The 24,869-nt window shown below is 63.7% G+C and carries 25 protein-coding genes; 15 read left to right on the top strand and 10 right to left on the bottom strand.

The window, feature by feature from the left end:
* Window positions 1–40: 40 nt before the first annotated feature.
* The 7 genes from QUV21_RS05185 (at window position 41) to QUV21_RS05215 (ending at window position 8,273) form a co-directional block, all read left to right on the top strand.
* Window positions 41–913, top strand: a complete 873-nt coding sequence (locus QUV21_RS05185; protein WP_300853847.1) for a DMT family transporter — start codon at window positions 41–43, stop codon at window positions 911–913.
* An 11-nt stretch (window positions 914–924) separates the two neighbouring features.
* Complete coding sequence (locus tag QUV21_RS05190; protein ID WP_300853848.1) at window positions 925–1,827, top strand: DMT family transporter; 903 nt, start codon at window positions 925–927, stop codon at window positions 1,825–1,827.
* Between the two features lie 31 nt (window positions 1,828–1,858).
* On the top strand, window positions 1,859–3,388 hold the full coding sequence (gene gpmI, locus QUV21_RS05195) for a 2,3-bisphosphoglycerate-independent phosphoglycerate mutase (RefSeq protein ID WP_300853569.1): 1,530 nt from the start codon (window positions 1,859–1,861) through the stop codon (window positions 3,386–3,388).
* The gene (locus tag QUV21_RS05200; protein ID WP_300853570.1) at window positions 3,385–4,506 is read left to right on the top strand and encodes a peptidoglycan DD-metalloendopeptidase family protein; all 1,122 of its coding nucleotides are present in this window, start codon (window positions 3,385–3,387) and stop codon (window positions 4,504–4,506) included. Before gpmI ends, QUV21_RS05200 begins: the two co-directional genes overlap by 4 nt.
* A 6-nt stretch (window positions 4,507–4,512) precedes the next feature.
* Complete coding sequence (locus QUV21_RS05205) at window positions 4,513–5,859, top strand: S41 family peptidase (protein WP_300853571.1); 1,347 nt, start codon at window positions 4,513–4,515, stop codon at window positions 5,857–5,859.
* 38 nt (window positions 5,860–5,897) lie between these two features.
* Window positions 5,898–6,377, top strand: a complete 480-nt coding sequence (locus QUV21_RS05210) for an RNA pyrophosphohydrolase (RefSeq protein WP_300853572.1) — start codon at window positions 5,898–5,900, stop codon at window positions 6,375–6,377.
* A gap of 189 nt (window positions 6,378–6,566) precedes the next feature.
* Entirely contained in the window at window positions 6,567–8,273 is a 1,707-nt protein-coding gene (locus tag QUV21_RS05215) for a bifunctional sulfate adenylyltransferase/adenylylsulfate kinase (RefSeq protein ID WP_300853573.1), read from the top strand.
* Between the two features lie 76 nt (window positions 8,274–8,349).
* Here the strand turns inward: QUV21_RS05215 and QUV21_RS05220 are convergent, their stop codons facing one another.
* The 3 genes from QUV21_RS05220 to QUV21_RS05230 all read right to left on the bottom strand — a co-directional run bounded on the left by QUV21_RS05220 (window position 8,350) and on the right by QUV21_RS05230 (window position 9,540).
* The gene (locus QUV21_RS05220) at window positions 8,350–8,823 is read right to left on the bottom strand and encodes a cytochrome b/b6 domain-containing protein (RefSeq protein ID WP_300853574.1); all 474 of its coding nucleotides are present in this window, start codon (window positions 8,821–8,823) and stop codon (window positions 8,350–8,352) included.
* 64 nt (window positions 8,824–8,887) lie between these two features.
* Window positions 8,888–9,115 carry a DUF1150 family protein gene (locus QUV21_RS05225; protein ID WP_300853575.1) on the bottom strand — a complete coding sequence of 76 codons (228 nt, stop codon included), beginning with the start codon at window positions 9,113–9,115 and terminating at the stop codon, window positions 8,888–8,890.
* Window positions 9,112–9,540, bottom strand: coding sequence for an Hsp20 family protein (locus QUV21_RS05230; RefSeq protein WP_300853576.1), 429 nt, complete (start codon window positions 9,538–9,540; stop codon window positions 9,112–9,114). The genes QUV21_RS05225 and QUV21_RS05230 overlap by 4 nt, the downstream gene beginning before the upstream one ends.
* Window positions 9,541–9,733: 193 nt before the next feature.
* Here QUV21_RS05230 and QUV21_RS05235 point away from each other — a divergent pair, with 193 nt between their 5' ends.
* The 3 genes from QUV21_RS05235 to QUV21_RS05245 all read left to right on the top strand — a co-directional run bounded on the left by QUV21_RS05235 (window position 9,734) and on the right by QUV21_RS05245 (window position 11,584).
* The gene (locus tag QUV21_RS05235; RefSeq protein WP_300853577.1) at window positions 9,734–9,952 is read left to right on the top strand and encodes a DUF465 domain-containing protein; all 219 of its coding nucleotides are present in this window, start codon (window positions 9,734–9,736) and stop codon (window positions 9,950–9,952) included.
* 92 nt (window positions 9,953–10,044) lie between these two features.
* Complete coding sequence (purE, locus tag QUV21_RS05240; RefSeq protein WP_300853578.1) at window positions 10,045–10,524, top strand: 5-(carboxyamino)imidazole ribonucleotide mutase; 480 nt, start codon at window positions 10,045–10,047, stop codon at window positions 10,522–10,524.
* Window positions 10,517–11,584 carry a 5-(carboxyamino)imidazole ribonucleotide synthase gene (locus tag QUV21_RS05245; RefSeq protein ID WP_300853579.1) on the top strand — a complete coding sequence of 356 codons (1,068 nt, stop codon included), beginning with the start codon at window positions 10,517–10,519 and terminating at the stop codon, window positions 11,582–11,584. Before purE ends, QUV21_RS05245 begins: the two co-directional genes overlap by 8 nt.
* Window positions 11,585–11,596: 12 nt before the next feature.
* Here the strand turns inward: QUV21_RS05245 and QUV21_RS05250 are convergent, their stop codons facing one another.
* From QUV21_RS05250 to QUV21_RS05260, 3 genes are all read right to left on the bottom strand, one after another.
* Window positions 11,597–12,385 carry an ATP-binding cassette domain-containing protein gene (locus tag QUV21_RS05250; RefSeq protein WP_300853580.1) on the bottom strand — a complete coding sequence of 263 codons (789 nt, stop codon included), beginning with the start codon at window positions 12,383–12,385 and terminating at the stop codon, window positions 11,597–11,599.
* A gap of 1 nt (window position 12,386) precedes the next feature.
* Entirely contained in the window at window positions 12,387–13,511 is a 1,125-nt protein-coding gene (locus QUV21_RS05255) for an ABC transporter permease (RefSeq protein ID WP_300853581.1), read from the bottom strand.
* Window positions 13,512–13,579: 68 nt separating this feature from the next.
* Window positions 13,580–14,527 (bottom strand): sugar ABC transporter substrate-binding protein, encoded by a 948-nt coding sequence (locus tag QUV21_RS05260; protein ID WP_300853582.1) that lies wholly within the window; start codon window positions 14,525–14,527, stop codon window positions 13,580–13,582.
* A 200-nt stretch (window positions 14,528–14,727) separates the two neighbouring features.
* Here QUV21_RS05260 and QUV21_RS05265 point away from each other — a divergent pair, with 200 nt between their 5' ends.
* Window positions 14,728–15,717, top strand: a complete 990-nt coding sequence (locus QUV21_RS05265; RefSeq protein ID WP_300853849.1) for a LacI family DNA-binding transcriptional regulator — start codon at window positions 14,728–14,730, stop codon at window positions 15,715–15,717.
* Here QUV21_RS05265 and QUV21_RS05270 read toward each other — a convergent pair.
* From QUV21_RS05270 to QUV21_RS05280, 3 genes are read right to left on the bottom strand one after another with little or no spacing between them, the layout of a single operon-like run.
* Window positions 15,714–16,847, bottom strand: a complete 1,134-nt coding sequence (locus tag QUV21_RS05270) for a Gfo/Idh/MocA family oxidoreductase (RefSeq protein WP_300853583.1) — start codon at window positions 16,845–16,847, stop codon at window positions 15,714–15,716. The two genes, QUV21_RS05265 and QUV21_RS05270, sit on opposite strands and share 4 nt — an antisense overlap.
* A 13-nt stretch (window positions 16,848–16,860) precedes the next feature.
* Window positions 16,861–17,754, bottom strand: a complete 894-nt coding sequence (locus QUV21_RS05275) for a TIM barrel protein (RefSeq protein ID WP_300853584.1) — start codon at window positions 17,752–17,754, stop codon at window positions 16,861–16,863.
* 7 nt (window positions 17,755–17,761) lie between these two features.
* Window positions 17,762–18,877, bottom strand: a complete 1,116-nt coding sequence (locus QUV21_RS05280; RefSeq protein ID WP_300853585.1) for a Gfo/Idh/MocA family oxidoreductase — start codon at window positions 18,875–18,877, stop codon at window positions 17,762–17,764.
* A gap of 113 nt (window positions 18,878–18,990) precedes the next feature.
* Between QUV21_RS05280 and iolD the strand changes: the two genes are divergently transcribed.
* The 4 genes from iolD to QUV21_RS05300 are packed head-to-tail and all read left to right on the top strand — an operon-like array spanning window position 18,991 to window position 23,541.
* Entirely contained in the window at window positions 18,991–20,862 is a 1,872-nt protein-coding gene (gene iolD, locus QUV21_RS05285) for a 3D-(3,5/4)-trihydroxycyclohexane-1,2-dione acylhydrolase (decyclizing) (protein WP_300853586.1), read from the top strand.
* Window positions 20,862–21,839 (top strand): 5-dehydro-2-deoxygluconokinase, encoded by a 978-nt coding sequence (iolC, locus tag QUV21_RS05290; RefSeq protein WP_300853587.1) that lies wholly within the window; start codon window positions 20,862–20,864, stop codon window positions 21,837–21,839. Before iolD ends, iolC begins: the two co-directional genes overlap by 1 nt.
* Before the next feature lie 11 nt (window positions 21,840–21,850).
* Entirely contained in the window at window positions 21,851–22,690 is an 840-nt protein-coding gene (locus QUV21_RS05295) for a 5-deoxy-glucuronate isomerase (protein WP_300853588.1), read from the top strand.
* On the top strand, window positions 22,687–23,541 hold the full coding sequence (locus QUV21_RS05300; RefSeq protein WP_300853589.1) for a class II fructose-bisphosphate aldolase: 855 nt from the start codon (window positions 22,687–22,689) through the stop codon (window positions 23,539–23,541). Before QUV21_RS05295 ends, QUV21_RS05300 begins: the two co-directional genes overlap by 4 nt.
* Window positions 23,542–23,852: 311 nt before the next feature.
* On the opposite strand, the gene QUV21_RS05305 is transcribed toward QUV21_RS05300, so the two are convergent.
* Entirely contained in the window at window positions 23,853–24,662 is an 810-nt protein-coding gene (locus QUV21_RS05305; protein WP_300853590.1) for an extracellular solute-binding protein, read from the bottom strand.
* Window positions 24,663–24,869 lie beyond the last annotated feature (207 nt).

The raw sequence follows: 24,869 nt of genomic DNA on the forward strand, positions 1-24,869 counted from the left end.
TCGGCTTCCTCAGCCTGCGGGTCTGGTAGAACAGGCCATCATCAGGCCAGCATCCCGCAATCCCGTCCTTGGAATCTGGCTTATGGTCGCTGCCGTGGCCGCCTTCGCCGCACAGGACGGATTTTCCAGACATCTTGCCGCCGAATACTCGACGCTGATGATCATCATGGTCCGGTTCTGGGCCTTTGCCGGCTTTGTCACAATCCTTGCCCTGCGCCGCCCTGAGGGGCCACGGGCGGCGATCCGGTCCGAACGGCTTGGAACCCATCTGATCCGCTCATGCCTTCTGGTGGCCGAGATCTGCCTGATCGTCTGGGGCTATACCCTGATCGGCCTGATCGAAAGTCATGCGGTCTTTGCGATCTGTCCGTTGCTGATCGTTGCCCTGTCCGGCCCGATCCTTGGCGAACGGATCGTCTGGCAACGCTGGGCGGCGGTCGCTGCGGGGATGCTTGGGGTTCTGATCATCCTGCGACCGGGGGCGGGGATCTTCTCTTGGGCCGCTCTTCTGCCGCTCGCCTCGGCCATGCTTTTCGCGCATTATTCCGTGCTGACCCGCCTGACCACGCGGGATGAACCGACGTTTCCGGCCTTCTTCTGGCCCGGCGTGATCGGCGCGATACTGATGACGGCCATCGGCCTGCCGTGGCTGGAACCGATGGCCCCGCAGGACATGGGTTTTCTTGCCGTCTACTGCGCGCTGTCGATCCTGTCGCACTGGCTTTTGCTGAAATGCTATGAACAGATCGAGGCCGCCCGTGTCCAGCCCTACGCCTATCTTCAGATCGTCTTTGTCACCGGCATCGGGATTGTCGTCTTTGCCGAGGTGCTGGAACCCGCCGTCGCCATCGGCACCATTGTCATCGTGGCCGCAGGTCTTTACGCCCTGTCGCTGGAGCGCAAACCGGCATGACCACATCACACCTGACACCGCAGAACACCCGGCTCGGCATCTGGCTGATGGTCGGGACCACGCTGATCTTTGCCGCTCAGGACGGGATTTCCCGGCATCTGGGGCAGGATTACAGCATCATGATGGTGGTGATGATCCGTTTCTGGTTCTTCGCCCTTTTTGTCATGTTTCTTGCCGCCCGCGCGCCCGGAGGCATCCGTGCCGCCACCCGAACCGCCTTTCCGCTCGCCCAACTGGCGCGCGGACTGATCCTTGTGGCGGAAATCTGCGTCATGGTGGTCGGCTTTGTGAAGCTGGGCCTGATCGAGGCGCATGCCGTCTTCACCTGTTATCCGCTGCTGGTTGCGGCCCTGTCAGGCCCGATCCTTGGCGAAAAAGTCGGCTGGCGGCGCTGGACGGCCATTCTGGTCGGCTTTGCCGGGGTGCTGGTCATCCTGCAACCGGGCTTTGCGGTATTCTCACCCTGGGCGCTGGTGCCATTGCTTGCCGCATTCCTCTTTGCACTTTACGGGCTTTTGACCCGCTATGTCGCCCGCAAGGACAGCGCCCCGGTCAGCTTCTTCTGGACCGGCATCGTGGGCGCCGTCGCGATCACGCCCTTCGGCCTTGCCACATGGACCCCGATGGCGGCCGCCGACTGGGGCTGGATGGCGGCGCTTTGCTGCATGGCGGCGCTGGGACACTGGCTCTTGATCCGCTCCTACGCCGTGGCCGAGGCGTCGGCAGTCCAGCCCTTCGCCTATCTGCAACTGGTCTTTGCTTCCGGCATAGGTCTGGTCATCTTTGCCGAAGAGCTGCGCAGCAACGTGGCCTTTGGCGCCGGGATCGTGGTGGCAGCCGGGGTCTTCACCCTGTGGCGGCAACGGGTTCGCGAAAAGGCAGCACTGGTTGCCCCGCCCCCGCCCAACGCGTAAAACCGGGGCGAAGCCAGACAGGAGCCTGCCGATGACCGCCCCGAAACTGGGCCCGAAACCCGTCGTCCTTTGCATCCTTGACGGCTGGGGCATCGGGCCTGACCCCAAGGTCAGCGCCCCGGCGCAGGCCCATGTGCCAACCTTCAACCACCTTTGGGCAACCTGCCCGCATGCGACCCTTGTGACTCACGGGCCGGATGTTGGCCTGCCCACCGGGCAAATGGGCAATTCCGAAGTGGGCCATACCAACATCGGAGCTGGCCGCGTCGTGGCGATGGACCTTGGCGCCATCGACCTTGCGGTCGAGGATGGCAGCTTTGCACTCAATCCCGCGATCCTTGACTTTGCCGCCAGGGTGCAAGCCGCAGGTGGCACCGCGCATCTGATGGGCGTGGTGTCCGATGGTGGCGTGCATGGCCACATCAACCACATCCTTGCCGCCGCCCGCGCGCTGACGGCTTTGGGGCTTCCGGTCGCCCTTCACGCCATCACCGACGGGCGCGATGTCGCCCCGTCTTCGGCGCAGGGCTTTGTCGCCACGCTGGCCGGACAACTGCCCCCGGGTGCGCAGATTGCCACCGTCACCGGGCGCTACTGGGCAATGGACCGCGACAACCGGTGGGACCGCGTGTCGCGCGCCTATGAGATGATGGTGAACGCCAAAGGCGAAGCCGCGCCAGACCCGGTTGCCGCCGTCGCCGCGTCTTATGCCAAGGGCGAGACGGATGAATTCCTCGCGCCCACGGTGATTGGCGGTTATGCCGGGATCAAGGATGGCGACGGGCTGTTCTGCCTGAATTTCCGCGCTGACCGGGCGCGCGAAATCCTTGCAGCGCTTGGCGATCCGGCGTTCACCGCCTTCGAGGTCGGCACGCGCCCGCAATGGTCTGCCATGCTGGGGATGGTCGAATATTCCGACGCCCATAACGCCTACATGGCCACCGCCTTCCCCAAGCGGGTCTTGGTCAACACCCTGGGCGAATGGGTGTCGAGCCAAGGCCGCACCCAGTTCCGGCTGGCCGAGACTGAAAAATACCCCCATGTCACCTTCTTCCTGAATGGCGGCCGCGAAGTGCCTTACCCCGGCGAAGACCGCGCCATGCCGTCCTCTCCCAAGGTCGCCACCTATGACCTGCAACCGGAAATGAGCGCCCCTGAAGTCACCGACCGCTTGGTCGAAGCGATCAACCATGGCTATGACCTGATCGTCGTCAACTTCGCCAACCCCGACATGGTGGGCCACACCGGCAGCCTGCCCGCAGCGATCAAGGCGTGCGAGGCGGTCGACCTTGGCCTGACCCGCGCGCTGGCGGCCCTGACGGCAAAGGGCGGCGCCATGCTGATCTGCGCTGATCACGGCAATTGCGAAGTGATGGTGGATCCGGTCTTGGGTGGCCCGCACACCGCACATACCATCAACCCGGTGCCGGTCATCCTTGTCGGCGGCCCGCCCGGCGCAACCTTGCGCGACGGCAGGCTGGCCGACCTTGCACCGACACTTCTGCACCTGATGGGCCTGCCCCAACCGGCCGAGATGACCGGGGCCTCGCTCATTACATGATCCGCGCTGCCATCTTCGGGCTGACCCTCGCCTTGGCGTCCCCGGCACTGGCCGAAACGGTGGCCCAAGCCGCCGGCCGGGCCTCGGCTGACCTGCAGGCCGCTGTAGCGGCGCTGGAGGTTGCCATCTCTGCACGCGATCGGGTTGGCGCCCTCAGCCAGACGATCCGAGCCTATGAGGCGGGGCTGACCACCCTGCGCGGTGCGTTGCGGGCGGCGGCCCAGCGCGAAGCCACCCTGACCCGCCAGTTGCAGGCCAAGCGTGACAGCATCGGCAACCTTCTGGGCGTGCTTGCCACGATGGAGGCAAACCCGGGGCCGCTCTTGCTGCTGCACCCCGAAGGCGCACTTGGCACCGCCCGGTCAGGGATGATGCTTGCCGACATTACCCCGGCCCTGCAAGCCGAGGCGCTGGCTCTGAAGGCCGAATTGCAGGAACTGGCTGACCTGCGTGCCTTGCAGCTTTCGGCGGGCGCGACGCTTTCCAAAGGTCTTTCTGCCGCACAATCGGCCCGGACGACCCTTTCCCAGGCCATCTCGGACCGCATTGACCTGCCCCGCCGCTTTGCCGACGACCCCGGCGTCTTGCGTGTCCTGCTGGAAAGTTCCGATACGCTGGATGCCTTTGCAGCCGGCCTTTCGCCCGATACCGCCAGCGAGGGCTCGTTTGAAAGCGCGAGGGGTGCGTTGCCTTTGCCCGTGCTTGCAACCATCCTGCGCAAACCGGGCGAGGCGGACCCCGCCGGCACCCGTCGCCCCGGCCTCACGCTTGCCACCCAGGCCCGCGCATTGGTCACTGCGCCATGGCCCGCCACGATCCGCTACCGGGGGCCGCTGCTGGACTACGGAAATGTGATGATCCTTGAGCCCGGAGACGGCTATCTATTGGTTCTGGCCGGGATGGATGTCCTTTATGGCGAAGTGGGAGAGGTGGTTGCCACCGATGCTCCGCTAGGCCTGATGGGGGGTCCGGGCGCGGCCTCGGCGGAATTCATGGCCCCGCCGCAAGATGGGTCTGGCGGGCGCGATACGGAAACGCTTTATATGGAACTCAGACAGGGTGCTGCGCCCGTGGACCCGATGCCGTGGTTCAAGGCCACCGCCCGCACAGGAGACTGACGTCGCATGAAAAAGTTCATGATGGCCGCCTTGGGCGGAACGGTTGCCGGGGTCGTTCTGACCACGCAGATCGCCGGGCCACTGGTTGCCCAGGAAGCCAATCGCGAATCCTCGGTCTACGAACAGCTTGACCTGTTCGGCGATATTTTCGAACGCATCCGCAGTCAGTATGTCGAGGAAGTTCCGACCGACAAGCTGGTCACTGCCGCGATCAACGGCATGCTGACTTCGCTTGACCCGCATTCCAGCTATCTGTCCGCGAAGGACTTCGAGGACATGCGGGTGCAGACCCGGGGTGAATTCGGCGGCCTCGGCATCGAGGTGACGCAGGAAGAAGGCTTCATCAAGGTCATCTCTCCGATGGACGGCACCCCGGCTGACAAGGCCGGGATCCTTGCGGGCGACTTCATTACCCATGTCGACGGAGAATCGGTCCTTGGACTGGTGCTTGACGAGGCCGTGGAAAAGATGCGTGGCCCGATCGGGTCTGAAATCATCATCACCGTGGTCCGGGAAGGTTCGCCAGAACCTTTTGACGTGTCGATCATCCGCGACACGATCAAGCTGACCGCCGTACGGGGCAGGGTCGTCGGCAAGACCGTGGTGCTGCGGATCACGACCTTCAACGACCAGACCACATCCGGCGTGATCGATGCCCTGAAGAAAGCGGTCGAGGAACTGGGCGGGCAGGACAAGATGGACGGTGTCGTCATCGACATGCGCAACAACCCCGGCGGCTTGCTGAATGAAGCGATTTCGGTTTCCGATGCCTTCCTTGAAAAGGGCGAGATCGTGTCGACCCGCGGCCGCAACCCCGGCTCGGGCGAACGCTACAACGCCCGCGCGGGCGATCTGGTCGATGGAAAGCCGATCGTGGTGCTGATCAACGGCGGCTCTGCCTCGGCCTCGGAAATCGTGGCAGGTGCCTTGCAGGATCATCGCCGCGCGATTGTGGTTGGGACCAAAAGCTTTGGCAAAGGCTCGGTCCAGACGCTGATCCCGCTGCGCGGCGACGGGGCGATGCGCCTGACAACCTCACGCTACTACACGCCTTCGGGCCGCTCGATTCAGGCGCTTGGCATCTCGCCAGATATCGTGGTGAACCAGCCGCCTCCGAAACCTGTTGCCGAAGGCGAGGCAGATGCCCCCGCCTCGGCAGTGCGCAGCCGGTCCGAGGCTGACCTTCGCGGCGCGATCAGCAATGATTCGATGACCGATGAGGAAAGGCGGCTCTACGAGGAAGAACTGACCCGGGCCGAGGAATCCGCCAAGCTGCGCGACGAGGATTACCAGCTTGCCTATGCCGTAGACATCATCAAGGGGCTGACCGCCATCGCCCCTGAACAACCTTGATCAGCGCGGGCGGGGCCAAAAACCCCGCCCGGTTTTCCATGACCGATCCGACCAGCCTTCCCTATCGTCCCTGCGTCGGTGTCGTGCTGATCGACGCCCGCGGCATGGTGTTTGCGGGCCAGCGGCTCGACAGCCCGTCGCCCGCGTGGCAAATGCCTCAGGGCGGGATTGACGACGGCGAAAAGCCGAAACAGGCCGCCTTGCGCGAGCTTTGGGAAGAAACCGGCGTCAGCCGTGATCTGGTGGAATCTGTCGCCAAGACCCATGGCTGGGTGACCTATGACCTGCCGCCCGATCTTCTGGGCAGGGTCTGGGGCGGCAAGTATCGGGGGCAAAAGCAGAAATGGTTCCTGTTCCGCTTCAAGGGCCGTGACAGCGACATCCATATCGCCACCGAACACCCTGAGTTTTCGACCTGGCGCTGGATCTTGGCGGACGAGATGCTGGACGCCATCGTCCCCTTCAAGCGCGCGGTTTACGAAGATGTCATCCGCAGCTTTCGCGCCTATCTGGCCTGAAGCCCCGACCATGGAATGTTCGCCGATCCCGGCCATGGCTGGAACGTCCGTCTCGCAAGCGCAGAAACCCCGGCATTTCCGCCTTTTCTGGCATAAACTCCCTGCATTCGCTTGAATTCCGCCCAAGTGTCGCGCTACGGACCCGGCCAAACGGCGGGGGTGTCCTGCCGCGCTGAAAAGGTTGATCCCATGTCCCTGCCGAACCATGCCCCCATACCGGAGCTTTACGTCTCGTATGAATCCGCCCAGAAACTCAAGGTTGAAGCGGGGAACCTGCCGTCCTGGGATCTGACCGCCCGGCAGGTGTGCGACCTGGAACTGTTGCTGAACGGTGGTTTTTACCCGCTGAAAGGCTTCATGGGGCAGGCCGATTATGACGGGGTGGTGGCCAACATGCGCACCGCAGACGGCACCCTGTTTCCGATGCCGATCACACTGGATGTGTCAGAATCCTTTGCCGAAAAGGCGGAGCCGGGCAAGGATATCGCCCTACGCGACGCCGAAGGCGTGATCCTTGCGATCCTGTCGGTCACCGACAAATGGGTGCCGAACAAGGCACTTGAGGCGGAGAAGGTCTTTGGCGCCGATGATCTGGCCCATCCGGCGGTCAACTATCTGCACAATCAGGCTGGCAAGGTCTATCTGGGCGGCGCGATCACCGGCATCCAGCAGCCCGTGCATTACGACTTCAAGGCCCGCCGCGATACGCCCAATGAACTGCGCGCCCTGTTCCGCAAACTTGGCTGGCGCAAGGTCGTGGCCTTCCAGACCCGCAATCCGCTGCACCGCGCGCATCAGGAACTGACCTTCCGCGCGGCGCGGGAGGCTCAGGCCAACCTTCTGATCCACCCGGTCGTCGGCATGACCAAACCGGGCGACGTGGACCACTTCACCCGCGTCCGCTGCTATGAGGCGGTGCTGGACCAGTACCCCGCCCAGACCACGGCGCTGTCGCTTCTCAACCTCGCCATGCGCATGGCTGGCCCGCGTGAGGCGGTCTGGCACGGTATCATCCGCAAGAACCATGGGTGCACCCACATGATCGTGGGGCGTGACCATGCTGGTCCGGGCAAAAACAGCGCCGGAAAGGACTTCTACGACCCCTACGCAGCACAGGAACTGTTCGCCAAGCACGCCGCCGAGATCGGCATCGAAATGGTCGACTTCAAGCACATGGTCTATGTCGCTGAGAAGGCCCAGTATTACCCTGCAAACGAAGTGCCGGAAGGGTCAACCGTGCTGGATATCTCTGGCACAGAACTGCGCCGCCGCCTGCGCGAGGGGCTGGAAATCCCGGAATGGTTCAGCTTTCCGCAGGTGGTGGAAGAACTGCGCAAGACCAGCCCCGCGCGGTCGAAGCAGGGCTTCACCGTCTTTTTCACCGGTCTTTCGGGCAGCGGCAAATCCACCATCGCCAACGCCCTCATGGTCAAGCTGATGGAAATGGGCGGCCGGCCCGTCACGCTGCTTGACGGCGATGTGGTGCGGAAACACCTCAGTTCGGAACTCGGGTTCTCCAAGGAACACCGCGACCTCAACATCAAGCGCATCGGCTATGTGGCAAGCGAGATCACCAAGAACGGCGGCATCGCGATCTGCGCACCGATTGCCCCCTACACCGCCACCCGCCGCGCCGTGCGCGAGATGATCGAGGCCTTCGGGGCCTTTATCGAAGTGCATGTGGCGACCAGCATCGAGGAATGCGAAAAGCGCGACCGCAAGGGCCTCTACAAGCTCGCGCGGGAAGGCAAGATCAAGGAATTCACAGGTATTTCCGACCCCTACGAGGCACCGACCAATGCCGAACTTGTGGTGGACACCGAGAATGTCGATGTCGACCACTGTGCGCATCAGGTGCTTCTGAAGCTGGAACAGATGGGCCTCATCCGCGCCTGATCCGACGCTTGGCCCAAGTCAATGAGGCCGCGCCCCAACGGGGCGCGGCCTCTGTCATTCGCGGGTCATTGCGTTCTTAGTCCGCCTTCATCATCCGGCGGATCAGCCCGTCTTTCAGCACATAGTGATGATAAAGCGCCATCAGCGCATGACCCAGCGCGACGGCCAGCAGAACGTTGGCAAACAGCCCGTGGATATCACCGTTATCCATGCCGCCAAACCAGATGCTGACCCCGCCCAACGGCACCGCGATCATCAGAAGGTAAAGCAGCCGATGCCCCCAATTGGCCGCCTTGACCTGAAGGCTGCCGGGAACGCCCGGTGCCGCAGGTGCGCCACGCGTCAGCCGGATCACAAGTCGCAGCACGACAAGGGAAAGGATGGCCATGCCAAAGGCCACATGCGGCACAAAGCCCGTGGCAGCACCGTCTTCCGCGGCTTCAAGCGCCTCTTCCGCACCCTCGGCAGACAGCCAGGCCAACAGGATCAGGACAGCGACGGCCCAATGCAGGGCGATCTGAACGCTGGAATAATTGGCGACAGTTTTCAATCTGACCTCCATTGACGACAGATCTTCTACGCCACAGCGTAGCGGTTCCGTCGCCCTGCGTCGATCAATGCACGCTGACCGGCGTGTAATCGTGTTCCCGCGCCAGATGGAACGCCAGCTTGCGGTCGGCCACCAAGGCCAGTTGCTGCCCGTCAGCACCGTGGACGGAATAGATCACCTCCAGCCCGCCCATTTGCGCCCGCACCTCATCCGGCAGATCTTCAACCGACACGGGGCGGACATAGACGATCCGGTCCGTCCCCTGTGGCAACCCGTTGAATGGCGTGTTCATCTCTTGGCTCCTTCCTTTTGTCCGATGCGGATGGTTTGCACCACCGTGTCCGGCACCTGACGCCGCAGATCGATGTGCAAAAGACCATGCTCCATCGTGGCCCCCGCAACTTCGACCCCGTCGGCCATCACGAAACTGCGCTGGAACGCCCGCGCGGCGATGCCCCGGTGCAAAAACACCCGTTCACCCAGATCATCCGCCTGACGGCCGCGCACGACCAACTGGCGATCCTCGACCGTGATCGCCAGATCTTCCTCACGGAAACCGGCGACGGCCAGAGTGATCCGGTAGGCGTTTTCCGCCACGGCCTCGATGTTGAAGGGCGGATAACCCTCGGCCCCTGATTTCGCGGTGCGTTCGACCAGCCGTTCCAGCTGTTCAAACCCCAACAGATAGGGGTGGGCTCCAAAGCTCAGTTTCGTCATCGGACTTGTCCTTGGTTCAAGCGACAATTCGGCACGCGGCCCCGTATGCAGGCTCCGCTTGTTTGCAATATGGGGCGCAAGCCAGCACCCTGCAAGACCCGCCATTTTTGGCGAAGTTGGCGCAGAAACCTTCACCCCCGGCGATCACTTTCCTATATCCTGCCGTGAAGCATAGGAATCGAGTCGGTCCGCCATGAATGCACCATCCGAACTCAGTTTCGAGGAAATGCTCCGCATCAAGCTGGAGGTGCTGCGGCGTGAGCATCGTGATCTTGACCAGGCGATCCATGCGCTTGAAGAAACCGGCCGCCCCGATCAGCTTACGCTGCGGCGGCTGAAGAAGCAGAAACTGGCGCTGAAGGATCAGATGGTAAAGATCGAGGATCAGCTGATCCCCGACATCATCGCCTGAGTCCCTTTCCAACCCCATCCAGGCCCAGTCAAAGCCTTGCCCCCCGCGCCCGGCTTCGCTAATCGGGTCGCAGGCAAGGCAAAGGCGCGCGCATGACCGTTCATGTCGGAATCATCATGGGAAGCCAGTCTGACTGGCCCACAATGAAAGACGCGGCCAGTATTCTGGACGAGCTTGGCATCCCCTATGAAACAAGGATCGTCTCGGCCCACCGCACGCCGGACCGGCTGTGGGACTATGGCAAGACCGCCGTTTCGCGGGGCCTGAAGGTCATCATCGCAGGCGCGGGCGGTGCGGCGCATCTGCCGGGCATGATGGCGTCGAAAACCCGGCTGCCGGTGATCGGCGTGCCGGTCCAGACCAAGGCGCTTGCGGGCGTCGATTCGCTTTATTCCATTGTGCAGATGCCCAAGGGCTATCCGGTTGCCACCATGGCAATCGGTGGGGCGGCGAATGCGGGGCTGATGGCTGCCGCCATCCTTGCCGTTTCCGACCCGGGCCTTGCCCAGCGCCTTGACGCATGGCGCGACGCCCTGTCCGCCTCTATCCCTCAGGAGCCGAAGGATGACTGACCCCCTGCCGCAAGGATCCACAATCGGCATCCTTGGTGGCGGGCAACTGGGCCGGATGCTTTCGGTCGCCGCCAGCCGTCTGGGCTATCGTTGCCACATCTACGAACCGGGTGCCGCCCCGGCGGGGGATGTCGCCCATCAGGTGACCACCGCCCCTTACGAGGATGAAAGCGCCCTGCGCGCCTTCGCCGCCTCGGTCGATGTGATCACCTATGAATTCGAGAACGTCCCGACCTCGGCGCTTGACCTTCTGGAAAGCCTGCGGCCGATCCGCCCGAACCGCCGGGCGCTGGCGATCAGTCAGGACCGCATCCCCGAAAAGACCTTCCTGAATGACCTTGGCCTTGCCACCGCCCCGTGGCGTGCGGTGAATTCCGAAGCCGATCTTGCGGTGGCGGTCGATGCGCTTGGCCTGCCCGCCATCCTCAAGACCACCCGGCTTGGCTATGACGGCAAGGGTCAGGTCAAGCTGACGGACACGGCCGACATTCCGGCCGCCTGGGCCGCGATGAACGGCGCCGCCTCGGTGCTGGAGGGCTTCGTCGCCTTCGACCGTGAGGTGTCGGTGATTGCCGCCCGTGGCCTTGACGGGTCTGTCGCCGCCTATGATCCCGGTGAAAACATCCACCGCGACGGTATCCTGCGCACCACCACGGTTCCCGCCCGCCTGTCACCGGGCCAGCGGTCCGATGCCGTTCTGCTGGCCGCCCGCATCCTGAATGCGCTGGATTATGTCGGCGTGATGGGGGTCGAGCTTTTCGTCACCCCACAGGGCCTGTTGGTCAACGAAATCGCGCCCCGTGTTCACAATACCGGCCACTGGACCCAAGCCGGCTGCACGGTGGACCAGTTCGAACAACACATCCGCGCCGTCATCGGCCTGCCGTTGGGCGACGGAGGCCGCTACGCCGATGTGGTGATGGAAAACCTGATCGGGGACGATGTGGCACAGGTGCCTGACCTCTTGAAAGCCCGCGACGTGCAACTGCACCTTTACGGCAAGGGCGCCCCCCGCCCCGGCCGCAAGATGGGCCATGTGAACCGCATCAAGCGGGCCTGAGTGGGCCAGCGCTCAGACCGTGCCACCCAGCGAGCCTTCCAGTTCCGCCATCTCTTGCCCGCCCGCCATCAGATCCTGCAACTCCTCGGGCGTGATCTGGCCGCGTTGCGCGGTGCCAAGCGTCTTGCCCCGGTTCAGCACCGTAAACCGGTCGCCCACCGCCATTGCATGCCGGACATTATGGGTGATGAAGACCACCGCGATGCCCTTCTTGCGCACCTTGTCCACCGTGGCCAGAACGTTCGCTGTCTGGCGCACACCAAGCGCGCTGGTCGGCTCATCAAGGATCAGCACCTTCGCGCCGAAATGCACGGCGCGGGCGATGGCGACAGTCTGCCGCTCTCCGCCAGACAGGGTGCCGACCGCCTGATCCGGCCCGCGCAGGTTGATCCCCATGGCGCGCATTTCTTCCATGGTGATGCGATTGGCCTTTTCGTGGTCGAAAAATCCGAAAGGCCCGAACTTCTTCAACGGCTCGTTGCCCATGAAGAAATTGCGGCTGACCGACATCAGCGGGATCATCGCCAGATCCTGATAGACCGTGGCGATTCCGGCGGTGATGGCGTCGCGCGGGTCGTCAAACTGCATCGCCTTGCCTTCGAACAGGATCTCGCCGCGCGTGGGTTTGTGGACCCCGGACATCGTCTTGATGAAGGTCGATTTTCCCGCGCCGTTGTCACCCAGCAGGCAATGACATTCGCCGGGATAGATCTGCACCGAAACCCCGGCCAGCGCGATGACCGACCCGAAGTGCTTTTCGATGTTGCGCATTTCAATCAGGGGGGCGTGAATACTGGTCATCTTAACGCTCTCCGGTGATCAGGCGGCGGATATATGTGTTCAGGATCACCGCCCCCAGCAAGATGACGCCAAGGAACACGCGGAACAGGCTTGATTCCACCCCGGCAAAGAACAGCCCCTGCTGCACGACACCAAAGATCAGCGCGCCAAGGGCCGCCCCGATGACCGATCCGTAGCCCCCGGTCAACAGCGCCCCGCCGATGACCACGGCGATGATCGCCTCGAACTCCTTCAGAAGGCCCCGGTCCGCCCCGGCTGACCCGAACTCCATCACCTGGCAGGTGGCAAAGACCGTGGCGCAAAAGGCCGAGAACATGAACATCAGGATCTTCACGCGATTGACCGGTACACCCACATAGCGGGCCGCCTGCGCGTCACCGCCCGCAGCAAAGATCCAGTTCCCAAAGCGGGTGCGGGTCAGAAGGACATGGCCGAAGATCACCAGCACAATCGCCCAGACGATCAGCATCGGGATGCCGTCAACGACCGGCTGGCCCTTGTTTATGCCCCGCTCAAAGGTCGAGATGATCCCGGCCTCCCCCAGCCAAGCGAAGAACCCCTTCAGGATCTTCCCACCGAACAGCCAAGCCAGGGGGTCGCCCGCCGACACGTCATTGATGCCGCCGATGATGGTCTTTCGCTCGATCAACTGCGGCAGAAAGATCGTGAACCCGCGCAGGATGAACAGGAAGGCCAACGTCACGATGAAACTGGGCAGCCCGGTGCGCACAACGATATAGCCGTTCAACCCGCCAATCGCGATGCACAGGACAAAGGTCGTCAGGATCGCCAGCCAGACCGGCCAACCCAGCGTCACCGACAGGATCGCAATCGACATGCCGGCAAAGCCGATCATCGATCCCACCGAAAGGTCGAACTCTCCGGCGATCATCAGAAGGCAGGCGCCCACGGCGATGATCATGAACTGGGCCGAAACGATCGACCAGTTCAGCACGCCCTGACTGCTGAACATGCCACTGTCAAAGGCAAACAGGATGAAGAAGGTAAAGACGGCAATCGTGCCGACAATCCCGCCAAGTTCGGGCCGGATCAACGCACGGCGCAGCCCCGACATCTTTTTCACGCGCTCGTCGGCCATTGACGGCGGCTGTGCGGCATCGGCCATTCTGGCACCTCATCTGTGGGGAAAGTCGCAAAGGTTGGGCGCCCGGATTGCTCCGGGCGCTCGCAAGACTAGCGGTATTCGCCCGCCAGAGCCTCGACCTTGGTCAGACCGTCAGCCGTCACGAAGCCGGGGCCAGAGTTGATGTTGTTGCCCGGCAGCACGCCATAGCGGTGGTAGTTGGTCAGAACCACGACCGGCAGATAGGCTTGCAGGAAGGGCTGCTGGTCGATGCCCCACTTGATCACACCGGATTTGATCGCTTTGACGATCTCGCCACCCAGATCGAAGGTGCCGAAATAGATGTCACCCGCCATCCCGTTTTCTTCCAGCGCAAGAATCGTCGGATCAGCCGAGGTCGGCCCAAGCGTCAACACCGCGTCGGTATCGGGGTTAGCCGACAGATAAGCCAGCACGCGGTTCTTGATCTCGGCCGGGTCTTGGCCGGCGTCGATCATCTGGTTGCCAAGGTCAATTCCCAGACCGTCGGCGAAACCCTGACAACGTTCCTGCGATGACGGCTGCACGATGTAATGGTTGACGCACAGGAAGGATCCCACGCCATCACCCTTGGCCCGCAGACCTGCTGCATAGCCGGCATCATATTCCGGCTGACCGACATACATCAGCGCGCCAACCTCACGCGCCTGATCGGGGGTGCCGGAATTCATGATGATGACATCGACGCCCGCATCGACAGCAGCCTGAATCGGACCTTTCAAGACGTCGTAATCCGCCAGAGTGGTGATGATGCCATCCGGGCTTGAGGCGGCAGCCTGTTCGATGATCCGGGCCATGTCGGCAAGGTCACCGGTCGGCGGGTTGCGGTATTCCACTGTCACGCCCATCTGGTCGCCTGCCAGCGCCATGGCGTTCTTGATTGTGTTCCACCAGCTGTCGCTATCGGGCGCATGGCTGACCAGCACATAGCGCTCGCCTTCCGCATGGGCGACGGTCGCGCTGACAAAGGCACTGGCGGCAACCGCCGTAGCGGCAATGACTTTCGTGAATTTTTTCATGTGGTCCTCCCTGACCGTTTCAACGGCGCACCGTGGTCTTGGCTTGGTCTTGGCCTGGCCTTGGTGCGCCGCCTGACAAAATGCTAGCCCACACGACTTCATAGTGCAACCGGTTGCAAAATTGTCCGGCTTGACCTCAGTATTCTCTGAGAACAGAGGATGTATAGTGGGGCGGTGATGATCAGGTGATCGGACAGTCAATGGTGGTAACCCTGAAAGAGGTGGCAGAGCGGGCGGGGGTCTCCCGCTCTGCGGTCTCACGCACCTTTACGGACGGCGCATCCGTGTCGGCCAGAACCCGCGCCAAGGTGGAAAAGGCTGCAAACGAATTGGGTTATGCGCCAAACGCGCTTGCCTCCAGCCTGACAACGGGGCGGACAAAACTGATTGGCCTGATCGTCAACAACTTCCACAACCCGCTGATCCTTGAGGTGTTCGACCTTTTCACCCGAGGCTTGCAGGATCGTGGCTTGCGTCCGCTTCTTGTCAACCTGACCGATGCAACCGATCCCGCCGCGTCACTGCGGATGCTGCGGCAGTATTCGGTGGATGGGGTGATCGTGGCCTCATCAACCTTGCCGTCCAGCTTTGCCGAATCGTTCAAGAACGCAGGTCTGCCGGTCGTCCATGCCTTCGGGCGCTATTCAATTGCGCCGGATGTGCATGTTGTCGGCATCGACAACGTCGCCTGTGGCCGGATGGCCGCCGAAGCGCTGATCCGGCGCGGCTATACCCGTGTGGGGTTTCTGGGCGGGCCGGAAAACGCCACCTCAACCCAGGACCGCGCGGCAGGGTTTCTGGAGTCCTTCGACGGCAGGACAGACATCACCGTCAGCCTGTCCTATGCTGGCGACTACACCTTTGATGCCGGGCGCGCCGAAATGCAGCGCCTGCTGGCCATGAACCCCGCCGAGGCCTATTTCTGCGGCGACGATCTGCTGGCAATCGGCGCGCTAAGCGCGATCCAGGACGCGGGGCTGTCGGTGCCGGGCGATATCGGGTTGATCGGCTTGAACGACATGGAAATGTCGCGCTGGCAGAACATCGGGCTGACGACGATTCGCCAGCCCGTCGCCCAGATCATCGAGGCTGCGATCGAACTGGTGGTGGCGACGATCGAGAAACCCGACCGTCACCCCGAAATCCGCCTGTTCCCCTGCCGCGTGATCGACCGCCGGACGTTGCCTTAACGGAACATCGGCGGCCGCGCGTCCATCCACGTCCCGCCCGCCTTGGCCGAGGCCACCGCCACATGCACCGCTGCCATCGACCGGACCCCGTCAGGCGCGGTCGGCAATCCGTCACGCTTTTCGCCCCGGATCGCATCGGCAAGGTCGCAGTAGATGTTGGCCACAGCCAGCGGGAAGCCTTCGGGATGGGCAATGGCGACGCGGCTCAGGCGCCTGGCATCCTCGTAAAGCCCGCCTTCGCCCTTTTCGATGATCTGGGTGCGCCCGCCGACCGGGGTATAGATCAGCTGGTTCGGCTGTTCCGACGCCCAGCGCAGCCCCCCGGTTTCGCCGAAGACCTGAATATCGAACCCATGCTGCCGCCCGATGGCGACGGACGATGTCCAAAGCCGCCCGACCGTGCCGCCCGCCATCCGGAAGTTGACCATCGCGTCATCCTCCAAGACCCGCGAAGGGATGGTCGAGGCGAAATCGGCCGACAGCTTTTCCACCTGATCATCGCAGATGAAGCTGGCCATGTGCAGCGCGTGGATGCCGCAATCGGCGAACTGGCCGGAGACACCCGCCATCGCCGGGTCATAACGCCAGCGCACACGCGGATTGTCGGCGTCGGTCGCATCGCCGTGGTGGCCGTGGCTGAAGTTCGTCACCACCAGCCGCACGCGGCCAATGTCACCCGCTCGCACCATCGCGCGGGCCTGCCGGACCATCGGATAGGCGGAGTAGCAGTAGTTGACCGCGCAGATCTTGCCGGTCTTTTCCGCAACGCGAACGATCTCCTCGCCCTCTTCCACCGTCATGGTCATCGGCTTTTCGCAAAGCACGTTGAAGCCAGCCTCAAGAAAGGCCTTGGTGATCTCGAAATGGGTCGAGTTCGGGGTAGCCACCGTCACCAGATCGCAGCGGTCCGGGCGGTTGCGCTCGCCCGCGAGCATCTCGGTCCAGTCGCCATAGGCGCGGTCGGCCGCGATGCCAAGGCGCTGCGCATAGTCGCGCCCCGCCTCGGGCCGGTGGTCCAGTGCGCCCGCAACGAAGGCGAACTGCGCGTCGGCCTGCGCGCCCAGCCGATGAGCGGGGCCAATCTGGCTGCCTTCGCCGCCGCCGATCATGCCCCAGTTCAGTTTTGCCATGGTCGTGGTTTCCTCAGTTGAAGCCGATGGATTCAAGATATTCGCGGTTCGCCCGCGCGTCGTCGATCGGGCTGACATCCAGCGTCGGGTCGCAGTCCTGTTCGACGGTACACCAGCCTTCGAAACCGGCATCCAGCAGCACCTGCCGCACGGCGGGGAAATCCACGTCGCCCTTGCCAAGGTTGCAGAAGATGCCCTGACCGCAGGCATCATAGAAGCCGGTGCCTTTCGCGATGGCATCGGCCTTCACCTTCGGGTCGATGTCCTTGAAGTGCATGTAGCTGATCCGGCCGATGTGGCGGCGCATGAAGGCCACCGGGTCAAAGCCCGCGTAGGAATGGTGGCCGGTGTCGAAGCAGATCTTCAGGATCTTTTCATCGACCTCGTCCAGCAGCCGCTCCAGCTCCGGCTCGAAGTCGATGAAGCCGGCGGCATGGGCGTGGATCCCGACGGTCAGGCCATAGTCCTCGGCCCCCATTCTTGCCACGGTGGCGATGCGGTCGCGGAAGGCGGCCCATTCAGCCGCGTCCATCTGCTCGGCGGCGTCGGCGCGGCCAGCCGTCGGCGCGCGGCGGGGCGAGATGCTGTCGATCAGCACCAGATGCCGCGCGCCATGCGCGCTCAGCGCCTTGCAGGTGCGGGTGGCGGCATCCATCACCTCATCCCATTTCGCCGGGTCATGGAACGGGCGGAAGACCACGCCACCGATCAGCTCCAGCCCGTTTTCCGCCAGCGCCTCGCCCAGAATGGCCGGGTCTTCGGGCATGAAGCCGATGGGGCCAAGCTCGATCCCCTTGTAGCCCGCACCCGCGCAATCGCTCAGCACCTGCCGCCACGGCGGGTTGCGCGGGTCGTCTGCGAATTCCACGCCCCAGGAGCAGGGGGCATTGCCGATACGGATGGTCATGTGGTCCTCATGATTGGGGGACAGCGTGCCACTGGCCGCTGTCGGAAGCCTGATGCGCGGTATCGATGATCTGGCTGACAGCCAGACCGTCGCGGAAGGTGGGCCAGACGGGTTTCCCTGTGGCAATCGCCTCAAGGAAATCGCGCGCCTCGATGATGATCTGGTCCTGATAGCCGGTGCCATGGCCAGGCCCTTGGCAGAAGGCGGCATAGTTCGGATGCGCGGGGCCGGTCAGGATGCGGGTAAAGCCGCGCGTCGCCTCGGGCCCTTCGGCGCGGTAAAGGTGGACGGCGTTCTGGTCTTCCTGATCGAACTTGATCGCGCCCTTTGTGCCATGAATTTCATAGGCATAGCCCATCTTCCGCCCCGTGGCGACGCGGCTGACGAAAAGATGCCCCATCACCCCGCTGGCAAAGCGCAGCATCAGTTGCGCCTGATCGTCGTTGTCCACCGCAACCGGGCCGTTCAGGCCGGGGCGGGTGACGTGGACCGTCTCGATCCTTGCGGAAAGCTCGGCCACCGGACCCATCAGCGCCAGCAGGCAGTTGATCGGATGCGGCGCAAGGTCGCCCATGCAGCCATTCGCGCGGCCCGTGGTGCGCCAGGTGGCAGGCAGGGACGGGTCAGCCAGAAAATCCTCGGTATGCTCGCCGCGAAACCATGTGATGTCGCCGATCGCGCGGTCGGCCAGCAGCTGGCGGACGAATTGTGTGGCGGGCGTGCGGACGTAGTTGAAGCCGATCATGTTCGGCAGACCCGACGCCTTGGCCGCCGCAACCATCGCCTTGGCATCCTCAAGCGAGGCCCCCAGCGGCTTTTCGCAGAACACCGGCTTGCCCGCGGCAAAGGCCGCTTCGGCAATCGCGCGGTGGGTGGACTGGGGCGAGGCGATGACCACGGCCTCCACCTTCGGGTCCGCCACCAGATCCCGCCAGTCCGCCGCCGCGCGGTTGAAGCCATAGGCCTTGGCATAGCGCTCGGCCGAGGCGGGCGAGGTCGCGGCAATCACCTCCAGCCGGGGGCGCAGTGCCGTGCCGAACACCGACGCCACGGCCGCATAGGCCACCGCATGCGCCTTGCCCATGTAGCCGCCGCCAACGAGGCCGATCCCGATGTCTGTCATTGGCGCTCTCCCTCGAATGGCCAGTCTTGCAACCGGTTGCAAAAGATGTATCCTGCCGCAGCAAGACACGCAAGTCCCGTTTGAGGGCCTTGCCGGGGGCGGGAGGGCAAGCGATGACCGGATCAGAGGGCGGCATAAGGCTGACCGTGGCGCAAGCCATCGTACGCTGGCTGATGAACCAGTGGATCGAGATTGACGGCGTGGAAACCCGCATCTGCGGTGGCGGTTTCGGCATCTTCGGCCATGGCAACGTGCCTTGTCTCGGCGAGGCGCTTTATCCGGTGCGCGACGCGATGCCCTTGTATCGCGGCCAGAACGAACAAAGCATGGGCTTTGCCGCCGCCGCTTACGCGAAATACCACCTGCGCCGCCGCTTCATGTTCTGCACCGCCAGCGCCGGGCCGGGGACGGCGAACCTCTTGACGGCTGCCGCATTGGCCCATGCCAACCGACTGCCGATGCTGATGCTGTGTGGCGATACCTTCCTCACGCGCCTGCCCGACCCGGTGCTGCAACAGCTTGAACACTTCGGGAACCCCACGATGGGCGTCAACGATGCGTTCAAATCCGTCAGCCGCTACTGGGACCGGATCACCCACCCGGCGCAGATCCTGCAATCCCTGCCCGCGGCCCTTGCCACGATGCTGGACCCCGCCGATTGCGGCCCGGCCTTCCTTGGCCTGCCGCAGGACGTGCAGGGCTGGGCCCATGACTACCCCGAGGCGTTCTTTGCCAAGCGGGTGCATCGCATCCGCCGCCAGTCGCCCGACACGGCGGAGATTGCCGAGGCCGCCGCCCTTCTGCGTGCGGCCAAACGCCCGGTGATCGTGGCCGGTGGCGGGGTGCAATATTCCGGCGCGGTGGCCGAACTGACCGGTTTTGCCGAGGCTCATGGCATCCCCGTGGTGGAAACCATCGCGGGTCGGGCGAACCTCTTGGCCGACCATCCACTGAACATCGGCCCCTTGGGCGTGACCGGATCGGACAGCGCCAATGCCATCGCGGGGGCGGCGGATGTGGTTCTTGCCGTCGGCACCCGGCTTCAGGATTTCACCACCGGCTCATGGACCGTCTTTGCCCCGGACGCCCGCCTGATCGGCCTCAACGCCGGGCGGCATGACGCGGCCAAGCACCAGTCGCTGGCCGTGGTCGGTGATGCCAAGCTGGGGCTTCTGGCGCTGGGGTCGGCGCTTGCCGGCCACCGCGCCGCGCCCGATTGGGTCTCCAAGGCCCAAGCCGAGCGCAGGACGTGGGACGCCTATGTCGCCGGCAACGTGGCGCATGGCAACCGCCCGAACTCCTATGCCCAAGCCATCGGCGCGGTGAACGCCCTTTGCCACCCGCGCGACCGGGTGGTAACGGCGGCGGGTGGCCTTCCGGCCGAGGTGACCGCCAACTGGCGCACGCTGGGCATTGGCACGGTCGATGTCGAATTCGGCTTTTCCTGCATGGGCTATGAAATCGCCGGCGGCTGGGGCGCCCGCATCGCGCAGTCGCAAGCAGAGCCTGACCGCGACACGATCGTTTTTGTCGGTGACGGCAGCTATCTTCTGATGAACTCCGACATCTATTCTTCGGTCCTGACCGGCAAGAAGCTGATCGTGCTGGTCCTGGACAACGGCGGCTTTGCGGTGATCAACAAGTTGCAGAACAACACCGGGCAGGAAAGCTTCAACAACCTGATCGCCGATTGCCCGACGGTGCCGGACCCCTTCACCGTGGATTTCGAAGCCCACGCCCGCGCGATGGGGGCCAATGCCGAAACCGTGGCCAATCCGGGCGAACTGGCAGAAGCCTTCCAGCGCGCCAAATCCGCCACAAAAACCAGCGTCATCGTCATGCAGGTTGATCCCTATGACGGCTGGACCACCCAAGGCCACGCCTGGTGGGAGATCGGCACCGCCGAGGTCTCCGACAGCCAGGGCGTCCGCGAGAAGCACGCGGAAGTGGAAGCCGGGCGCGCCGCCCAAAGGCAGGGCGTCTGATGGCCGATCTGGCCCGCCTTGCCGGGAAGAACTTCCTTGTTATCGGCCGTGCCGGGATGGACCTTTACGCAGATCCCCCCGGCACCCGGACCGAGAATGCCACCCGGTTCACCGCCGCCCTTGGCGGGTCTTCCGCCAATATTGCCGTGGCCCTGACCCGGCAGGGCTGCCGCGCGGCGCTGGTGACCTGCGTGTCGGATGATGCGGTGGGTCGCTTCTGCCTCAACCAGCTTGATGCCTATGGCGTGGACCGGACCCATGTCCGCGCGGTCGCGGGGGAAGAACGCAACTCGCTCGCCGTGGTCGAAACGCGGTTGGAAAATTGCCAATCGGTCATCTACCGCAACAATGCCGCTGATTTTGCGATGGCCGTTTCAGATGTGGAAACGGTAGACTATGCCGCCTTCTCTGCCCTCATCACCACCGGCACCGTCCTTGCCGCCAAGCCCTCGCGCTCTGCCGCTTTCCGCGCCTTCGACCTTGCCCGCGCCGCCGGTCTGCCCCTGATCTTCGACGTGGATTACCGGCCCTATTCCTGGCCCTCGGCCGCTGTGGCCGCCGAGGTCTATTCCCGCGCCGGGGCAATGTGCGATGTGATCGTCGGCAATGATGTGGAGTTCGGCTTCATGGCCGGCCACCCCGACCGGGGTCTTGAAAAGGCGCGCAGCCTGATCGGCGACAGCGCGCAGATCGTGGTCTACAAGATGGGCGAAAAGGGTGCTGTCACCATCACCCACGACGGTGAGTTTGCCACCGGCATCTACCCGACCACGGCGCTGAAACCCACCGGCGCGGGCGACAGTTTCCTTGGCGCCTTCATCGCCGGGCTGGCAAATGGCCGTCCCGTCAAGACATCCGTCCTGCGCGGATCTGCCGCCGCCGCGATGGTCGTGGCCCGCGTCGGCTGCGCCCCGGCCATGCCGACGGGCGCCGAACTTGATACCTTCCTTGGCCAGCACCCCGGCCCCTCCGCATAAAGGCACCCTCCATGCACATCGCCCCGCACGACAACCAGAACCGCGCCATCGTCGACATGGAAGATGCGCTGGTGCCGCTCGTCTATTTCAACATCGTCAAGCTGAAGGCGGGCGAGACCTTCGACTATCGCACCCCCGGATACGAGACCTGCGTCGTCCCTGCCACCGGCACCGTGACGGTCGAAACGATGGGCGAAACCTTCGCCCGGATCGGCAACCGGGGCGTTGATGTCTGGGATGGCGAGCCGGAAGGCGTCTATGTCCCGCAAGACAGCGGCGCGCGGATCACCGCCCTGACCGATACCGAGGTGTTCATCGCCGGGGCGAAATTCGGGGAAACCCTGCGCCCCTTCGCCGTCCGCGCGGCGGATATCGACAAGGTGCAATACGGCTCGGACGACACGAAAACCCATCGCAAGATCAAGCACATCCTTGGCGCGGCCTATCATGACCGCGTTGGCCGCCTGCTGGTCAGCGAGCTTTTCACCGTCGGCGCGGGCGGCTGGTCCGGCTTTCCCAGCCACAAGCACGACACCGACCGCCTGCCCGATGAGAGCCGCCACGACGAATGCTACAACTTCCGCTTCAAGCCTGATTACGGCTCGGGCCTGCAAATGATGCAGCGGGTCGATAATGAACCGGGCGACGCCTACCACATCATGAACCGCTCCACCGTGCTGATCGACAAGGGCTATCACCCCTGCTGCGTGCTGCCTGGCTATGAGATGTATTATTTCACCATCCTCGGCGGCCTTTCCCAGCGCAGCCTGAAGCAGTATTTCCAGCCGACCCACGCCGCGCAACTGCACACGATCCCCGGCATCATGGACATGGTGGCCAAGTTCAAATGACGCTTGCCACCCTGCGCGACGTGCTGCAACCGGCGCTGAGGGATGGCTACGCCGTCCCCGGCCTTGTCTGCCTTGGCTGGGAGGACATGCGCGCCTATGTCGCTGCCGCCGAGGCGGAACGCGCGCCGATCATCCTGCAAGCCGGGCCGGGCTGCCGCGAACATACGCCCTTGCCGATCCTTGGCCGGATGTTCCGCCATCTGGCCGAAAACGCCAGCGTGCCGGTCGTGGCCCATCTCGACCACGGCTATTCGCTGGAGGATTGCCGCGCCGCGCTGGAGGCGGGCTTCACCTCGCTGATGTTCGATGGCTCGAAACTGCCCTTGCAGGAAAACATCGACCTGACGGCCCGGGTTGCCGAACTCGCCCACGCGGCAGGGGTGTCCTGCGAAGGCGAGATCGGCTTTGTCGGCTACGCCGGCGGGGCCGCCTCATCCGGGACCGATCCCGGGGAAGCCGCCCGTTTCGCGCGCGACACCGGGGTTGATGCCATGGCCATTTCGGTCGGCAACGTTCACCTGCAACAAGACAGCGGCGCGGGGCTGGATCTTGCCCGCCTCCGCGCGATCGAGGCGCTGACCTCGGTTCCCCTGGTGATCCACGGCGGCTCCGGCGTGCCGGTGTCCCAGCGCGCCGACCTTGCAGCCAGCAGCCATATCTGCAAGTTCAACATCGGCACCGAGTTGCGCATGGCCTTTGGTGCAGCCCTGCGTGAGGCCGTCAACCGCGACCCCGCCCGCTTTGACCGCCTCGCCATCCTGAAGGAAACCGAAGTGCCGGTCATGGCGGCAGCGCGGGCGGTGATCCGTGGGCTTGGCGCCCATGGTCGGGCAGACTCTGCATCAGGCTGACAGAACTTCCGGGGCAGGCCAGCACGGTACACGGAACAGGGGCGGATCAGATTGTCGAGCGACATGAAGATCACAGGGACCAGCAGTGGCCCGACAAGGCCGAAGAAACAAAGAAAATCGCCAATCATGGTGCCGAAGACGAGCTTGGCCATGGCGCGCATGGCCCTTTGCTGTCCGACGCGCACGAACATTCCGGGCCGTTTCTGGACTAGGCGCGGCTGTCACGCCAACCCTTCCAGCGCGATGAATTTCAGCACGCTGGCCGCAGCCCGAGGCACCCAGCAGCACCATGAATTCCCGGTCTGAAATGGTCACGTCCACCGAATGCAGCGCGGTAAAGCTGCCAAAGCTTTTCTGGGCGCCCTGGATGACGATTTCGGCCATGACACCCCGTGGCGGTTCGAAATGCTCCTGATCGCAGGCAAGTATTTGCGAACGGCGAAGATGATAATCAGGGCAGGCAACGCCATGGCGGCCACGCCAGCGAATTTCAAATGCAGGGGCGAGTAGTCCAGCGACTGCATCAGGAAGGCGGTCAAGGTGCGGTTCTCGATCGTCAGGACAGCGGCTGCAAAGACCTCGCTCCATGAGATGACAAAGTCAAAGACCGCGCTGGCGGCGATGCCTGGGGCGACGAGCGGCAGCGTGTCCGGCGCGCCGGACATGGCCGCGATGGCCGGGCCAGAGGTCTTGGGCGAGGCGGGCATGTCATCGGGCAGTACCACATCCACCACCGGGAAGAAGTTGGTGGCGCGCAGCGTGGCAGCCTGCGTTTCTGGCTGCATCATATAGGCCACCAGCGCCTTGGCCGCTTCCATGTCGGGGGCGGTTGACAGGATGGCAACACCTGCGATCACCTGCGTGTAGGCGCGGCCCTTGGGGCCAGCGGGGGCCGGGAAGGCCTCGGAATCATCAGGCTTCTGGTTGAAGGCATCGGCGATGCGGGCAACGAGGTCGAAGGCAACCCAGACTGCTTCGCTTACCAGCTGGTTCTGCATGAAGTTGTAACTGGTCGAAGTCGGATTGGCATGCACCCACAGATCGCGGAACATCGTCCATGCCGCTTCCGCCTCGGCGCTGGTCAAGGGCTTGACGGTGCCGACGGCATAGGATGGCAGCATGAAGCTCTGCGAAAAGCGGTGTTCAGGCCCTTTTGCCCGGCAAGAAAGCCGAACTTCGGACCGCCTTTCGCTTCGTTCGTCGCCTTCGCCCAGGCGACCAGCTGGTCATAGTCGGCGCGTTCAGCTCGGCCCCTTCGGGCAAGAACTCCAGCGCTTTCTTGTTGGCCACAATCAGGAAGGTCGACTGAATCCTCGGCTGGAATTTCT

It is taken from the genome of Tabrizicola sp. (assembly GCF_030373185.1).
GTDB lineage: Bacteria > Pseudomonadota > Alphaproteobacteria > Rhodobacterales > Rhodobacteraceae > Tabrizicola.

What these genes read in the sequence shown, in the direction of transcription:
- QUV21_RS05295 (WP_300853588.1), top strand. Translation starts at nt 21,851, where the DNA reads ATGCACATCGCCCCGCACGACAACCAGAACCGCGCCATCGTCGACATG.
- QUV21_RS05210 (WP_300853572.1), top strand. Translation starts at nt 5,898, where the DNA reads ATGACCGATCCGACCAGCCTTCCCTATCGTCCCTGCGTCGGTGTCGTG.
- QUV21_RS05200 (WP_300853570.1), top strand. Translation starts at nt 3,385, where the DNA reads ATGATCCGCGCTGCCATCTTCGGGCTGACCCTCGCCTTGGCGTCCCCG.
- QUV21_RS05305 (WP_300853590.1), bottom strand. Translation starts at nt 24,662, where the DNA reads ATGCTGCCATCCTATGCCGTCGGCACCGTCAAGCCCTTGACCAGCGCC.
- QUV21_RS05265 (WP_300853849.1), top strand. Translation starts at nt 14,728, where the DNA reads ATGGTGGTAACCCTGAAAGAGGTGGCAGAGCGGGCGGGGGTCTCCCGC.
- QUV21_RS05300 (WP_300853589.1), top strand. Translation starts at nt 22,687, where the DNA reads ATGACGCTTGCCACCCTGCGCGACGTGCTGCAACCGGCGCTGAGGGAT.
- gpmI (WP_300853569.1), top strand. Translation starts at nt 1,859, where the DNA reads ATGACCGCCCCGAAACTGGGCCCGAAACCCGTCGTCCTTTGCATCCTT.
- iolC (WP_300853587.1), top strand. Translation starts at nt 20,862, where the DNA reads ATGGCCGATCTGGCCCGCCTTGCCGGGAAGAACTTCCTTGTTATCGGC.
- QUV21_RS05225 (WP_300853575.1), bottom strand. Translation starts at nt 9,115, where the DNA reads ATGAACACGCCATTCAACGGGTTGCCACAGGGGACGGACCGGATCGTC.
- purE (WP_300853578.1), top strand. Translation starts at nt 10,045, where the DNA reads ATGACCGTTCATGTCGGAATCATCATGGGAAGCCAGTCTGACTGGCCC.
- QUV21_RS05275 (WP_300853584.1), bottom strand. Translation starts at nt 17,754, where the DNA reads ATGACCATCCGTATCGGCAATGCCCCCTGCTCCTGGGGCGTGGAATTC.
- QUV21_RS05245 (WP_300853579.1), top strand. Translation starts at nt 10,517, where the DNA reads ATGACTGACCCCCTGCCGCAAGGATCCACAATCGGCATCCTTGGTGGC.
- QUV21_RS05260 (WP_300853582.1), bottom strand. Translation starts at nt 14,527, where the DNA reads ATGAAAAAATTCACGAAAGTCATTGCCGCTACGGCGGTTGCCGCCAGT.
- QUV21_RS05215 (WP_300853573.1), top strand. Translation starts at nt 6,567, where the DNA reads ATGTCCCTGCCGAACCATGCCCCCATACCGGAGCTTTACGTCTCGTAT.
- QUV21_RS05230 (WP_300853576.1), bottom strand. Translation starts at nt 9,540, where the DNA reads ATGACGAAACTGAGCTTTGGAGCCCACCCCTATCTGTTGGGGTTTGAA.
- QUV21_RS05250 (WP_300853580.1), bottom strand. Translation starts at nt 12,385, where the DNA reads ATGACCAGTATTCACGCCCCCCTGATTGAAATGCGCAACATCGAAAAG.
- iolD (WP_300853586.1), top strand. Translation starts at nt 18,991, where the DNA reads ATGACCGGATCAGAGGGCGGCATAAGGCTGACCGTGGCGCAAGCCATC.
- QUV21_RS05270 (WP_300853583.1), bottom strand. Translation starts at nt 16,847, where the DNA reads ATGGCAAAACTGAACTGGGGCATGATCGGCGGCGGCGAAGGCAGCCAG.
- QUV21_RS05255 (WP_300853581.1), bottom strand. Translation starts at nt 13,511, where the DNA reads ATGGCCGATGCCGCACAGCCGCCGTCAATGGCCGACGAGCGCGTGAAA.
- QUV21_RS05205 (WP_300853571.1), top strand. Translation starts at nt 4,513, where the DNA reads ATGAAAAAGTTCATGATGGCCGCCTTGGGCGGAACGGTTGCCGGGGTC.
- QUV21_RS05280 (WP_300853585.1), bottom strand. Translation starts at nt 18,877, where the DNA reads ATGACAGACATCGGGATCGGCCTCGTTGGCGGCGGCTACATGGGCAAG.
- QUV21_RS05235 (WP_300853577.1), top strand. Translation starts at nt 9,734, where the DNA reads ATGAATGCACCATCCGAACTCAGTTTCGAGGAAATGCTCCGCATCAAG.